This is a genomic window from Aquimarina macrocephali JAMB N27, from assembly GCF_000520995.1.
GTDB classification, from domain to species: Bacteria; Bacteroidota; Bacteroidia; order Flavobacteriales; family Flavobacteriaceae; genus Aquimarina; species Aquimarina macrocephali.
Window position 1 is genome coordinate 81,108 of record NZ_JACA01000033.1, and the last position, 14,593, is coordinate 95,700.

Annotated in this window: 14 protein-coding genes; 13 read left to right on the forward strand and 1 reads right to left on the reverse strand. The window is 32.2% G+C overall.

The window, feature by feature from the left end:
• The first annotated feature begins 65 nt into the window (after positions 1–65).
• The 8 genes from Z054_RS0117680 to Z054_RS0117725 all read left to right on the forward strand — a co-directional run bounded on the left by Z054_RS0117680 (position 66) and on the right by Z054_RS0117725 (position 7,505).
• Positions 66–809, forward strand: a complete 744-nt coding sequence (locus tag Z054_RS0117680) for a succinate dehydrogenase/fumarate reductase iron-sulfur subunit (RefSeq protein ID WP_024771374.1) — start codon at positions 66–68, stop codon at positions 807–809.
• A gap of 35 nt (positions 810–844) precedes the next feature.
• The gene (locus tag Z054_RS0117685; RefSeq protein ID WP_024771375.1) at positions 845–2,002 is read left to right on the forward strand and encodes a porin; all 1,158 of its coding nucleotides are present in this window, start codon (positions 845–847) and stop codon (positions 2,000–2,002) included.
• A 310-nt stretch (positions 2,003–2,312) separates the two neighbouring features.
• Positions 2,313–2,486 (forward strand): hypothetical protein, encoded by a 174-nt coding sequence (locus tag Z054_RS31785; protein WP_161635304.1) that lies wholly within the window; start codon positions 2,313–2,315, stop codon positions 2,484–2,486.
• A 191-nt stretch (positions 2,487–2,677) separates the two neighbouring features.
• Positions 2,678–3,331 carry a hypothetical protein gene (locus Z054_RS0117700; protein ID WP_152538594.1) on the forward strand — a complete coding sequence of 218 codons (654 nt, stop codon included), beginning with the start codon at positions 2,678–2,680 and terminating at the stop codon, positions 3,329–3,331.
• 346 nt (positions 3,332–3,677) lie between these two features.
• The gene (locus Z054_RS0117710) at positions 3,678–4,433 is read left to right on the forward strand and encodes a sensor histidine kinase (protein ID WP_161635305.1); all 756 of its coding nucleotides are present in this window, start codon (positions 3,678–3,680) and stop codon (positions 4,431–4,433) included.
• 248 nt (positions 4,434–4,681) lie between these two features.
• A complete protein-coding gene (locus tag Z054_RS0117715; protein ID WP_024771379.1) occupies positions 4,682–5,443 on the forward strand; it encodes a LytR/AlgR family response regulator transcription factor in 762 nt (253 codons plus the stop codon).
• Positions 5,444–5,558: 115 nt separating this feature from the next.
• Positions 5,559–6,221, forward strand: a complete 663-nt coding sequence (locus Z054_RS0117720) for a hypothetical protein (protein WP_024771380.1) — start codon at positions 5,559–5,561, stop codon at positions 6,219–6,221.
• 48 nt (positions 6,222–6,269) lie between these two features.
• Positions 6,270–7,505, forward strand: a complete 1,236-nt coding sequence (locus tag Z054_RS0117725) for a phospholipase effector Tle1 domain-containing protein (RefSeq protein ID WP_024771381.1) — start codon at positions 6,270–6,272, stop codon at positions 7,503–7,505.
• 74 nt (positions 7,506–7,579) lie between these two features.
• Here Z054_RS0117725 and Z054_RS0117730 read toward each other — a convergent pair whose 3' ends face one another.
• Positions 7,580–8,596, reverse strand: a complete 1,017-nt coding sequence (locus Z054_RS0117730; protein ID WP_024771382.1) for a S1C family serine protease — start codon at positions 8,594–8,596, stop codon at positions 7,580–7,582.
• Between the two features lie 295 nt (positions 8,597–8,891).
• Here Z054_RS0117730 and Z054_RS0117735 point away from each other — a divergent pair, with 295 nt between their 5' ends.
• The 5 genes from Z054_RS0117735 (at position 8,892) to Z054_RS0117755 (ending at position 14,584) form a co-directional block, all read left to right on the forward strand.
• On the forward strand, positions 8,892–9,545 hold the full coding sequence (locus Z054_RS0117735; protein WP_024771383.1) for a DUF6515 family protein: 654 nt from the start codon (positions 8,892–8,894) through the stop codon (positions 9,543–9,545).
• Positions 9,546–9,573: 28 nt separating this feature from the next.
• Positions 9,574–10,308 carry a hypothetical protein gene (locus Z054_RS0117740; protein WP_152538595.1) on the forward strand — a complete coding sequence of 245 codons (735 nt, stop codon included), beginning with the start codon at positions 9,574–9,576 and terminating at the stop codon, positions 10,306–10,308.
• Positions 10,309–10,513: 205 nt separating this feature from the next.
• Positions 10,514–10,912, forward strand: coding sequence for a hypothetical protein (locus Z054_RS0117745; protein ID WP_024771385.1), 399 nt, complete (start codon positions 10,514–10,516; stop codon positions 10,910–10,912).
• 202 nt (positions 10,913–11,114) lie between these two features.
• Positions 11,115–13,457 (forward strand): TolC family protein, encoded by a 2,343-nt coding sequence (locus tag Z054_RS0117750; RefSeq protein ID WP_152538596.1) that lies wholly within the window; start codon positions 11,115–11,117, stop codon positions 13,455–13,457.
• Between the two features lie 35 nt (positions 13,458–13,492).
• The gene (locus tag Z054_RS0117755; protein ID WP_024771387.1) at positions 13,493–14,584 is read left to right on the forward strand and encodes an efflux RND transporter periplasmic adaptor subunit; all 1,092 of its coding nucleotides are present in this window, start codon (positions 13,493–13,495) and stop codon (positions 14,582–14,584) included.
• The last annotated feature ends 9 nt before the right edge of the window (positions 14,585–14,593 follow it).

A 14,593-nucleotide genomic window follows, 5' to 3' on the forward strand; every position in this document is an offset into this window, starting at 1 on the left:
GATACCAATCGAAATAATTATTGGTGAATTCTATCTAACTGTTGAAAAACAATAAATAGGAATAGATGAAAGTAACATTCAAAATTTGGAGACAGGAAGGTCCTAACGATAAAGGAGCGATTAGAGACTACAAGGTGGATGGGTTAACAGAGGATATGTCTTTTCTGGAAGCACTGGATCACCTTAACGAATTACTAGTTCTTAAAAACGAAAAGGTTATTGCCTATGAGTATGATTGTCGTGAAGGAATTTGTGGGCAATGTGGTGTTTTTATAAATGGTCGGGCACATGGTCCACATGATAATATTACTACTTGCCAATTGCATATGCGTAGTTTTAAGGACGGAGATACTATTGTTGTAGAACCCTGGAGAGCAGCTTCTTTTTCGATAATTAAAGATTTAATTGTGGACCGTTCTTCTTTAGACAGAATTATAGAGCATGGAGCCTACATCTCTGCAAAAACCGGAACTGCACCAGAAGCAAATGCTATTCCTATTCCAAAAGAGGTTTCGGGTCTGGCGATGGATGCTGCAGCTTGTATAGGGTGTGGTGCTTGCGTGGCGACGTGTAAGAATTCGTCTGCAGCTTTATTTACTTCGGCAAAAATTAATCATTTAAATAAGCTACCACAAGGAAAAGCAGAAGAACATAAACGTGTACAAGAAATGACATACCAAATGGAAATTGAAGGATTTGGTAGTTGCACTTTTACTGGTGCTTGCGAGGTAGAGTGTCCCGAGGGAATTTCAATAGTAAATATTGCAGAAATGAATGCCCGATTTATGAAATCGAAATTATTTGGTTAAATCAATCTTTTACAAGATTAAAAATATGTAAACGTATGAAAAATGCTAAATTTCCTTTGATAAAAGCAATGGTTCTTGTTTTGGCTCTATTGCAAATGAATAGAGTTTATACACAAACTACTGCTGCTGAAGAAACCAAAACTTCAGAAACTCAAAAAAAAGAATCTAATTGGATAGATGAAATCACTTCTAGAGTGACACCTTACGGCAGTATACGAATTGGAGCTGGTTTTACCGAAGAAGGTGAAATAGGAATTTCGAATAATGCACCACGTGTAGGGTTAAAATTTAAACACGCATTATCTAATGACGAAGCAGAAAATTTTAATATCATTGGTGGTATTGAGTTTGGTTTAAATCTGGTGTCTAGAGACGATACAGTAGAGTTTGCGGTAGATCCCGGAGCAGGAATTGCACAAGTTGGTGATGCCGTGTTTACCAGATTGGGATTCGCAGGGGTATCATATCGAGATTTTGAATTCACTTTCGGGAAACAAAACTCTGTTTATTATACCATGGGAGCTACAGAAATAGATCGCTTTCTTGCACTTGGAGGGGCGGCTATTGGAGTATGGAATATTTCAGATGGTGGAGTATCCGGTACAGGTCGTGCTAATCAGGTATTTATTCTAAAATATCAAAAGAATGGATTAAGCCTTGGAGTGCAAGCAGAAGCAAGAAATATCTCTGAGAATAGTGAGAGTATTGATACTTATGGATTTGGAGCAAATTATAAGATAGGAGGGTTTGGTATAGGAGTCGGTTATAATAAAGTAAATGATGGTGTCGAGGATCCTTTACCTAATCAGGCCAAGGATGGGGATGAAGCTTTTGTTACTTCCGCTTCTTTTGAAAAAGGTCGATTTACTGTAGCAGTATCCTATTCTATTTTAAAACAACATCAGCGATTGGGAGATGTTTTTTATGACGCTAAAGGTGTTGAGTTCTATGCTCGATATAAATTTTCTACTAATAAAAGATGGCATTTTGCTACCGGTTTCAATTACTTAAAACCAGATGATGATCAAAATTTAGGTGATTTTGACACCAAATTTGGAATTGCTGAGGTAGGATACAACTTTAAAAAATCTAGTCACATTTTTGCTGCAACAAAGATAGAACTAAGTGAAAATAGTATAGGAAACAGACGTAATCAAAGTGTCTTTGGTATTGGAATTCGATTCGGGTTTTAAATTATAATTTCACTGATAATTTAGAATATCGTTTTATAACTAAATGTTGTAATCAAAATAGAGCGCTTCAAACTTAATAAACCTCTCAATACTACAAAAACAGAGAGGTTTTTTTATGCTTCATACTCACCCAAATTAAGATTTCTTTCCACTTAATTTTCATAAATAAATACTTCAGTTTATGATAGGGAAGTTTCACTTTCATTTTAAGACGTTTCACCCAAAAACAGAATAATTATCCCCTAATCTCAAAGTACATTTGTATAAGAAATCAAGATAAAAACTTAATTAAATAATACTATTGGGAATCATGGAAACAGCAAATTTGAAGATAGTGTATAATCACAAAAACCAGAAGGAAATGAATATAATAAATCAAAATAAAAACCTTCTGCTTATAAAGAGATTAGAGATGCAGATACGAAATTGGTATCTAAAATTAGAGCAGTTGGGTATAGGAGCAGGTGCAGCAATTAGAAACTAAACGATCGAAGAATTAGTAATAAATAAAAAATATAAAAAGATGAAAACGATACAGTCGGTTCTAATGAATCTTTCAAAAAATATATCGAAAAGCATAATACAAAAAGAGGGATATAAAGATCAAGAAGAATTTTTATCCCAATATAAAGAAGACTACGAAACTTTTTTGTTTATCTAAAAACATCATAAATCATGAAGACTATTAAAAAAATATTTGGAAGTACGGTGATATTGATACTCTTATCCAGTTGTTCGTCTGTGAAGATGATAGATTCGTGGAAAAATCTAGAAGTATCTGATTTAAAGGATAAGAAAATGATGATAGTTAGTAAAACCGATGATAAAACTGCCAGAATAAGATTTGAAAAGGATTTGGTACAGCATTTAAACAAGAAAGGATATCAATCTGTTGAAAGTTATATCATGTTCCCAAAATCATCATCTACAAAAGAATTGAGTGAACAGGAAATGACTGAAATCAAATCAATTCTAAAAAATAGAGGTATCAAGGTTGTAATAATGACCACCCTAAAAGATTGTGAAGAATATACAAAAACAACAACAATAAATAATTCCTACTATGAGGCATATCCTTCTTATTATGGACTTGGGTATTACAGAGGTTTTTATGGATACTACAGAACCATTTATCTTGAATCAAACCCTGTTACAATGATAACAACGAATGCAAAAAAATATACTCTCGAAACTGTAATATTTGATCTTACACAATCGGAAGAAAAACAAGTGTTATCTGTAATTACTACAGAGATAGATGATCCAAAAGTACTCGGTACTATATCTACAGATTTCTCTAAAAAGATAGTAAAAGAATTAGATAAATAATTTTCATGATTGGTTAGATTGATTGTTGGCAGCCGGGGATTTCGTAGATGTTTTTTTCGGCTGCCTTTTTTAAAGTTATACATAGAAAATTAATGAAAACCATACTTGAAAATATAACAAGAGTATTGTGTTTGAAATTCAAAAGAGGTGAAGAGTCTCCCCATACCTTCACCTCTGTACTGAAGCCTCCAATTCCCAAACGGAGGCTTCGTTTTATAGAAGAACGAATTATAAAAATATGAACACTAGTAAAAATCATATAATCCATACAATTTTCCGTAATTTTAACGAGTACGAATCAAAGCAGATACTATTTACATTGAGTTCTAGAAAAATAAAACAGACTGTGATTTTAAAGATAGCATTACTTATAGCAGTGCTTATCAATCTACCAAGAACATTAACCTTTTTTGATATCAATACGAAGTTAGTGGATTCATTTTCTGAAGTTTCTATTCGAGATATTATAATACGCTTTTTATTTCTTTTCATGATGTCATTAGTAACACTGGAGCTTAATACCAATTGGAAAAACATATACTCTCAGTACACCATTTTCTGGAGAACATGTATTACTATTGCACTTAATGCAATATGGTTTTTAGGTATAGTAAAGTTGTTTGTTTTGATGTATCCTATAGCTACTGGTCAGCTGTTATCAGAATCCGAAATTGGATTTATGTATTTTGTCTATTTTATAATCCTGATAATTAATGTTTTTATTGCCCGAATTCTTAGATACCAAACTGTACATCAAGAAGATCTTATAGAAAATGAAAGACTAAAGCAGCAAAACCTTCAAAAAGAATTAACAGCACTAAAAAACCAAATCAATCCCCATTTTCTGTTTAATTCTTTAAACTCTTTAAATTCTCTGGTCCGAGATAATAAAGAGGCAACTACATTCATTAAGGAGCTATCCTTTATGTATCGATATATTTTACAAAGTGGAGAAAGAGATTTGGTTTCTTTACAAGAAGAACTTAAATTTTTGGATAGCTATATTCATTTGATAAAAGCCAGATATAGGGATCGATTTATGATTGATATTGCCATAGATGATATGTGTTTACAACGAGAGGTGCCTCCATTAGCACTGTAATTATTAGTTGAAAATGCGGTAAAACATAATGAGATTTCAGAAGATAATCCATTAAAAATTAGTGTTTTTAATGAAGAAGGATCTATTTGTGTCGAAAATAAAATAAGACCGAGAACCTCTTTTGTGGATAGTACAGGTAATGGACTAATGAATTTGGATAAGCGATATTTTTTGCTAAAAAAACAACATATTAATATTAGTAATATTAATAATATATTTAGAGTAAAACTACCTTTAAATTAAACCATATGAAAGTAGTATTAGTAGAAGATGAAATTGCTGCAAGTGAACATCTTACGTTTTTATTGAATTCTATCAATCCTGATATTAAAATTTTAAGAGTTTTAGATTCTGTAAAATCGGCTATTGAATATTTTTCTACCTCTCAAGAAGCAGAACTTATTTTTATGGATATCCATCTGGCAGATGGAATTTCTTTTGAAATCTTTGAGCGGGTGCAGATAGAAACTCCTATTATTTTTACAACAGCCTATGACCAATATGCTATTAAGGCATTTAAGGTAAACAGTATAGATTATTTATTAAAACCAATTGACGAAGATGAATTGTTTGGAGCAGTTCAAAAATTTAAAAACAAGCCTAATGAAGAAGGTGCTTTAAACAATCAAATTCATGGAATGTTACAATTGCTTCAGTCCAAAACCAAATCATACAAGACGACCTACTTGATACATCATAGAGATGAATTAATACCTGTTAAAACAGAGGGTATTGCTTATTTTTACATTGATACAGGAGTGGTTAAAGCTGTCACTACCGAAAACAAAACTTACATCGTGGATAAGAAATTAGAGGATATTGAAGAGGAATTAAACCCTGAAATTTTTAATAGAGTTAACCGACAATTCATAATTCATAAAAATGCAATTGAAAATATTAAGCAATATTTTAATGGAAAATTGATTGTGAATATAAACCCGGTATCAAAAGAACGCATAGTTGTAAGTAAAGCAAAAGCTACAAGTTTTAAAAAATGGATAGATTTATAACAATGAAGTAGCTGTTATTGTTGGCATATTTATATTTCATCTAAAAAGTTTTTTAAAATAAGCACAATGCTTATTTTAGTGCAAAATGAATCATTATTATAATTAAAAAGGGTTTATGGCAAGAATGTGGCAGCTTATTAGGTTTTTTATACTTACCATATTAATTTCAAGTTGCTCTACCATTAAATTAATGGATTCCTGGAGTTCAAAAGATTTTCAGGCAATAAAAAAGAAGAAAATTTTGGTTGCGGCAAAAAACCCGGATCTGAAAATTAGAAAGACGTATGAAATTGCTATTGCAAATAAGTTAAGAAACCAGGGAATTGATGCCATAGAAATTCATAAGAAATTTCCTGATTTTGAAGAAAAAGAAACACTCACAAAAGAAGAAGAAACAGAGATTATACAATTGTTTACCAACGAAGGGATCACAGGAGTAATGGTTGCATCCTTAAAGAATACTATAGAAACAAATAATTTCGAAACGCCTAAAGGTGCAAATATTCCTAGAGAATATCGCGATAAATACTTCTTTTCATATAGTAAAGTCGATGATATTAGCGCATTACCAAATCTGGACTCCATAGATTTTGATGACCCCCCAGAGGTAGCTATAAAATCTACAACGTATGTGCTAGAAACAGTAACCTATGATCTTTCTTTGGCAAAAGAAAAACAGCTCGTAAATGTATGCCTGATTGATGTAACTGACCCGGATTCAGGCTCTCAAATTCTTAGTAAGTTTTCTAAAATTGTTTCTGATCAGTTTAAAAAATAGTAGTTTTAAAAATGTATTAGCTCTATTTAGCGTTAAACCTTACTGTATATGATTTTTGGTAATTGTACATTTATTTTTAAGAAGTATATAAACGTATTTGCTTTGTTTTTTTTATTTCTATTTTCAGAATGTGGCATTAAAGGCCCAATCATTCATAGTCCTTTACAGTTGAAGAATGCACCTAGAAAACTAGCTGTTTTTTTGGATGGAACTACCAATAATGAAAGTAGTTATACCAATGTTTCTAAATTATATAATCTTACCATATTACAAAATAACCCGAGCATAAGTGCAGTATATCTAAGAGGTGTAGGAAACGGAGGGGATCTTCTTGGTATGGTTACCGGATCTGGTATTAAAAGAGAAGTTTGTAATGGATATTTATATTTGGCAGAGCATTATAACCACCAGAGGGGAGACGAAATTTATCTTTTTGGTTTTAGTCGGGGAGCGTATGCTTCAAGAATTTTGGCAGGGTTAATTTATGTCGCGGGGATTGTAGATGTAAACCATATTCCGAAAAATAAACGACTGCAATTCATCAAAAAAATTTATGAAGCCCATAAGAGTAAAAAATCATTGCAGGAGCGTAGAGAAGATGTATATAAAGTGACACAACAGCAGATTGATCCCGATATATATAAGATAGAATTCATGGGGCTTTGGGATACTGTAGAAGCTTTGGGAATTCCTAAATATAATGAAGAATACTACGCACCCAAAAACAATTATTTAGATCAATTATGTAATGTGAAAAAAGCTGCTCATGCGTTATCCTTAAATGATAACCGAAGCTCGATTTTTACACCTGTGTTACTTACCCAACAGCGTTTAGTATCTAACTGTATCAATATAGTACCAGAAGATGTTGCCAATGAAGTTTGGTTTTTTGGAGCACATTCTGATGTAGGAGGAGGATATAGAAACACTAATATTAGTGGAGTCTCCTTAAATTGGATGATTGATCAGCTTGCAGATTATAAGTTATTACCTAAACATACAAGAGTATATGAGAATCGTTTTGATAAAACAAATAACCCTTCAAAAGGTTTTATAAGACTGTTTTACCCTAAAAATAGTCGTAAACTATCTTTTTTAGTTTCGAGAGATGGATATAAAACAGATAGGTTAAAGATTCATCAATCTGTTTTGGATCGACTAAAAGTATCTATACAAGCCTATGAAATTAATCTGATCAAGTTTTTTGGTGAATGTTTTAAGAAAAATACCACGGGAGGATATGATTATATAGAAGGCATAGATTGTTTTACAGTTGTAGAGTAATATAATCTAAATCTTTTGTGTCAAAAAGACCTTTCTATTTCTCTAATAAACTTGTTTTTTCGATAGATGGATGATTACCTTTTTAATTCTATAATCTTTCCTTTTCGTAGTATTTTTAGTGTAAAAGAGCTATCAGGCTTTAGATTTTTGGCAAACTCTCCAAGCTTAACCAAGGCTTGATCGGTAAGGTCAAATTCAATAGCATCGAATGCTAAAATAATATCTCCACCAATAATTAATTTTTGACCATCTACAATAACTTCAGTGTCACCACCCTGTAATCCCATTTTGTATAAGATAGATCCAAAGACAACCCGTTGTACAAGTAATCCACTATTTTGAGGAACATTTAATAATCTCTTTGTCTTTCCTGTTAGTGGGTATGCGTCTAACCCTAACCCTAACCAGGGAGCCCTGTTATTCATCATCAGGTTTTTGGTGATGTTGGCGGTGGATGCAAATCCAATTCCCTCGAAACCGCCAGATTTGGTGAGAATCTGACTTACAACACCAATGACTTCACCTTTCATATTAAACATAGGACCACCAGAATTACCAGTGTTAATAGCGGCATCAGTTTGAATAAATTCTGTATTCGTAAAAGGGTTGGTTCCTAACTTATTTTTAATAATCCCACTAATATATCCCGAAGAGAGAGAGTGACTGTATCCAAATGGAGCTCCTACGATGAATACTTGTTCTCCTATTTTTATTAGATCAGAATCTCCAAAAGTAACAGTAACAGCATTTTTTTTGGGGATATCCAATTTAATTAAAGCCACATCTGCTGATTTAAAAGTAGAAATCACTTTTGCAGATCTAATTTCACCATCCAAAAATCTAACTCTTAATTGTTCTGCAGCAGCTACTACATGTGCTGCAGTAATGATATCGGTATCAGAAATCATAAAACCAGAACCTAATCCTTCTGAAGTAACAGTTTTAGTAATACTGCCGGTTGACTCTAATTTTGCTTCTTGAGTAAAAATTACTACTACAGCGGGGTTTACTTTTTCATAGAGCTTAGAAAGATCTTGTGCAGTACTTATGATTGTAAAGAAGAGTGTAATGATGGTTATAATAGGCTTCATAATATTTTTTATAAGTAAATATAACAAAAACGAAGGGCCTGAGATAGCAATCAAAGCTATAAAACCTGTTGTATTTTATGTAACCTAAATTTGGGACAATAGATGTAGGTTATTTTAGATCTGCAAACATTAAGTATTATTTTTGATGTCTATAAAGTTCACTTCAGGATTAGTTCACTTCACCTTCATATTTATCCGTTTCAGTATATAATTGGTATAAAATCGTATGAATTGCATATACATTTGTACAAAGAAATTCAGGAAATTTAAATTATTTGCTATAAAAACAAATCATATGAAAACGATATATAGAATTACAGGAATTATTTTAATTCTCGTTTCATTTTTAGGCACCAATACGATTCAGGCACAAAGAAGTGAAGACAAAAGAAGCAGAGGAACTAATACACATCGTAATTATAATACCAAACAATCTGTAGGAACAAATCATTACAGAGGAGATCGATACAGAACACAACCCATTCACAGGAATCCACATTACAGGTATCCAAGACGCCATAGAGTAATCAGAACATTACCTAGGCATCATGTTCGTGTTGTATATGGTGGTTTGCCATATTTCTATTATGCAGGTATCTACTATACAGTGTATAATAATGCATATGTAACAGTATTACCTCCGGTTGGGTTTAGAATAACTGTTTTACCTGCGGGGTATACAAGATTGGTAGTAGGACCATCGATATATTACTATCACTCTGGAGTATATTATGCAAATACTAGTGAACCTTATTCTGATGAACAAAAATATGAAGTAACCCATCCTCCGGTAGGAACACTTTTGAAAACTATTCATGACGATGCAGAAGAAGTAGTAATTGATGGTAAAATATTCTATGACTACAATAATGTCCTATACAAAAAAGTATCCACTTTTGATGGTAATACTGCTTATGAGGTAGTTCATGTACATAAAGAAAATAAATAAATATAACTTTTTAAACCTTATACAATCTATGAAAATGATTAACAATCTAATACTAGCTCTATTACTTATAAGTAGTGGTGTGAACGCACAGAACGCAAAAGAAGCTATCCAAAATACAAGACAAATTGTTGAGGGAAAAAGAAACCTGGAAAGAGATATTAAAGAATTGAAAGCTTTACAATTAAAAATAGTAGCGTTTAAAAAGGCTTTTGATATTCATGATCCATCAAAAACTAATATGCTGAAACAAGATATTATTACCGATATGATAAGAGAAGTAAAGCAGAGTGAGGCCAAAGCAAAACAAGCAAGAATGGAGATTGCTCAAAGCTCTGCAGAAATTAGATCAGACAGAAGAGAGATTAGAAAAGATAGAGATGATAGCAATAGAGGTAGATATGATCGACGTGATGATCAAAAAGATTTGGTTAGGGATCAAGCCAATAAACGAGATGATAAAAGAGATAGGAGGGACGATATTCGTGATTTTAGAGCGCAAATAACACGGGCAGAATACCAGGCATCATTACTGAAAGAACTAAAATCATTTAACTTTTCATTTGACCCTGACATGATAGAGAAATCAATTGCTAATAAAAAGTTGATTCAGGAATTTGTACAATCTCTTAATGAGGATATTATGTCTACAAAAAGAGAACTGGTAGAAGATAATCGAGAAAGACGTGAAGATAGAAGAGAACGTTATGATGATAGAAACGAACGTAACGAATATGATTTTGGTAAGAAAAGACGATTGAAGTAGCGTGATTATTAGTAATATTAATATTTTATTTAAAGTAGCATTACTATAAGGTTAAAGCAATCGCTATCAGAAATAAAACATATATTATAGCCTATTATAATTAATACATAGTGATATGCACTAGAATAGTTCTTAAAAAAACCTAAATTTATGAATCAGAAACCTTTATTTAGAATATAACACACTAACCACTAAAGCACAAATCATGAGAATTACTATCACCGCAATACTTTTATTAATGTTTATATCTGTATCTGCACAGGCACAAGAAGAAAAAGTAAAAGAAAAGGTGAAAATATTTACTTCGGGAGAAAAAGATAATCTACAATTCTTTTTTAAAGAACAGGTAGATAAAATGAAGCTTTCTGAAGATCTAAGAGATGACTATTACGGTATTATCTTGTATTACACCAATAAAATGGGGCGTATAGGAAATAAAGATAAAGGATATACCGAAGCAGAGAAAAAAACAAAACTCGATGCTATGGTAATCCAGCTAAATGATGAGGCTAAAGAAATTCTGACCAAAGAGCAATACCAAATACATAAAGAAAGCTTCGGTAAAATCGTAACTAGTGTATATAACAGAAAAGGCTGGAAATAAGAATAAACCGAGCTTGTGAATATGAGCTCACATCAATTATAATTACACATCATCTTATTTATATGAAACGAACATTAAAAAAAATTAAAAATATTTTCATAAAGGGATATATTTAAAATTTTTAATGAGAGAACGTAGTGGTTACACACGTTCTCAGTTTTATAATTAATTTATTATTAAATAATTACTAAAATTTAAACGTGTGAAAAAACTAAAGCTAGTATTTCTACTTGTTTTCATAAACATATTGGGGTATTCACAAACTTCGAAAACAGTAACTATTGGTATTCTTGCCGATAAATCATCAGAAGAAACCCAACCTTTATTAGCAAAACTACAGAGTGAAATTAAATCAGTAGTGGGGCGTGATGCAACTGTTATTTTTAAAGAGGTGTTAGAAAATGGATTTAATGTTGCTACTGCAAAAACAAATTATCAAACACTCCTGGACACTGATACCGATATTATTCTGGCTTTTGGAGTTGTTAATACTATTGTGCTATATCAAGAAAAAAACTATCCAAAACCTACCATTGTTTTCGGATCTGTAAATGGTGATTTTTATGACTTACCCGAAGGGCAGCAAACTTCTGAGATCGATAATATTACCTATCTCATTACTCCTTTTTCTTATACTAAAGATTTAGAGACCTTTCAATCCCTTTATGAGTATAAAAAAGTGGGTATTGTAATCGATGATGTTATCACTAATGTATTGCCGGTTAAAGCATTATTTGATGATTATTTTTCTAAAAAAGAATCATCTTATACATTGATTCCGCTTAAAGATAAAGGGAATATAGAAACAGATTTAAATGGTGTAGATGCTGTGTATATAGCAGCAGGGTTTTATTTAAGTGATGATGAGTTTTCGAGGCTGGTTACTACTATTAATTCAAAAAAAATACCATCATTTTCTGCTTATAGTAAAGAAGATGTAGAGAAAGGAATTCTAGCCTCTAACCAACCAGAAACGAATATAGATCAATTTTTTAGACGTATTGCCCTTAATGTAGAAGCAATAATTAATGGTACAAACCCGTCTAAACTACCAATGTATGTAGAGTACAAAAATAAACTTTCTATAAATACAAATACCGCAAAACAGATTGGATTTCCATTGCGTTATAGCCTTATAGCAAAAGCAGATTTTATTGGAGAAGAAAACGGAATAACATCAGATATTTCCTATTCTATTCTTGATATCATGAATGGGGTGGTAGAGAAAAACCTTTCACTTGATGCAGAACGAAAAAATATAGAGTTGAGTACGCAGGATGTAAAAACGGCAAAAAGTAGCTATTTACCAAATGTAACAGCCAATGCTACTGGTGTATATCTCGATCCTAAAGTAGCAGAAATTTCTAATGGTTCGAACCCAGAATTTTCAACCTCTGGAAATATAGCTCTGGAGCAAGTGATTTATTCTGAAAGTGCAGGAGCGAATATTACTATTCAGGAAAATTTACAAAAAGCACAACAAGAAACATATAATGCAGCCGAATTAGATGCGATATTGAATGCTTCGGTAGCATATTTTAATGCCTTAATTCTGAAAACTAATTTACAGATTCAGAATCAAAACTTACAAGTCACCAAAAAGAACCTGGAGCTGGCAGATCAAAATTTTACTGCCGGAGAATCCGGAAAATCTGATGTATTACGTTTTAGAAGTCAGTTGGCACAAAACACTCAGAGTTTAATTGATGCAGGTAATCAAATGCAACAAGGGTTTAATACGATCAACCAATTAATGAATAATTCCATTTCAACAGAAATTGATATTGATGACGCAGAAATTTCACAAGGATTATTTAAGAATTACAAGTATGAGGACTTTTTAGAGATTCTTGATGATCCAAAATTAAGGCCTGCGTTGATTGATTTTTTGGTTGAAGAAGCAAAGAAGAACGCTCCCGAATTAAAAAACATCAACTATAATGTTGAAGCCACACAAAGAAACTATAGACTTAACAATACAGGACGATTTATTCCTACAGTGGCATTGCAAGGTAAATATAGCCTTGCTATTTCAGAATCAGGTAAAGGTTCTACAGTGCCTGCAGGAATCCCTACTGTACCAGATGGAACATACAATGTAGGGGTAAATGTATCGTTGCCTATTTTTAAGCAAAACCAACGAAATATTAATAGGCAAACTGCAAGAATCCAGGAAGATCAATTAATGATACAAAAAGGAAATGTAGAGTTGATTATTGAAAAAAATGTAAATGATATTTTATTAGATATGATCAATCAAATTGCCAATATCGAAATATCTAAAGTGTCAGAAGAAACTGCAAGAGAGAGTTTAGATCTCACACAAAATGCATATGCAGAAGGTGCCGTACCACTTATTCAATTGATTGATGCACAAACTAATTACTTACAAACACAATTGGCTAGCGCAACAGCCAATTATAATTATTTATTAACTTCTATGCAGTTAGAAAGAGCCATTGGTTATTTCTTTTTAATGAATACAGAGGCGAGTAATCAGGATTTTATTCGAAGAGTAAATGAATTTATATTAAGTAAGGATTAATTATAAAACGATAACTGACTAATACACCAATAAGAATGAAACTCACTAAATACATAATACTAACGGTACTTACATCTTTGGTGCTAAATGCTTGTAAAGAGAAAGAAGTAATAAAAAAAGAGATACTACGTCCTGTACAATTTCAAGTCGTAGGAAGCTCTGATGCTCAAAAAATTAGAACTTTTAGTGGCATTGCCAAAGCCGGTGATGAGATTGAATTAAGTTTTAGAAGTAACGGGATAATTACCGCGCTAAATATCAAAGTTGGACAGAAGGTAAATAAAGGAGACCTTATTGCTAAACTAGACAATGTACAGGCTAATCTGGCATATGAGCAATCAGTTTCTGCACTAAACAGTGCTAAGTCTGCTATGAATACGGCAAAATCTAGTTTGGATCGTATTAAATCTCTATATGAAAAAGGAAGTAATTCCTTGAGTGATTATGAAGCAGCAAAAAATTCATATCAAAACGCATTGGATCAATATGAGTCTGCAAAACGTAATAAAAGTATACAGCAATCACAGATCAGTTACGGATATATCAAAGCTCCTAAAGCAGGTATTATTGCAGCAAAGAATAGCCAACTTAATGAAAATGTAAGTGCAGGACAGGTAATTGCGATATTAAATGCGGGAGATCAAACCAATATAGAAGTTGGGTTACCCGAAAATGTAATTAATAAGGTGCAATTGGGAATGAATCCAGAAATTTCTTTCTCTGCTTTAACAGGAAAAAAATTTAAAGGAAATATTATCGAAATTTCACCTATTGTAAATGAGGGTTCTGCAACATATCCTGTGAAAATAGATATTGCTGATGTAACAGAAGATATTAAACCCGGGATGACAGCAAATGTGACTTTTAATTTTGTAGATACTCAAACTAAAAATGATACAGCACTTGTTATTCCTGTAAAATCTGTAGGTGAAGATGGTGATGGTAATTTTGTATTTCTTATCGAATCTGAAGATGGAACCACAGGAATTGTAAAGAAACATCGTATAGAAATAGGAGAGCTTATAACTGGTGGCTTTAAAATCAAGAGCGGACTTACCGAAGGCCAAAAAATTGCTACAGCAGGACTACAAACCTTGTTGGATGGTCAAAAAGTAAAATTACAATAATCGATATCA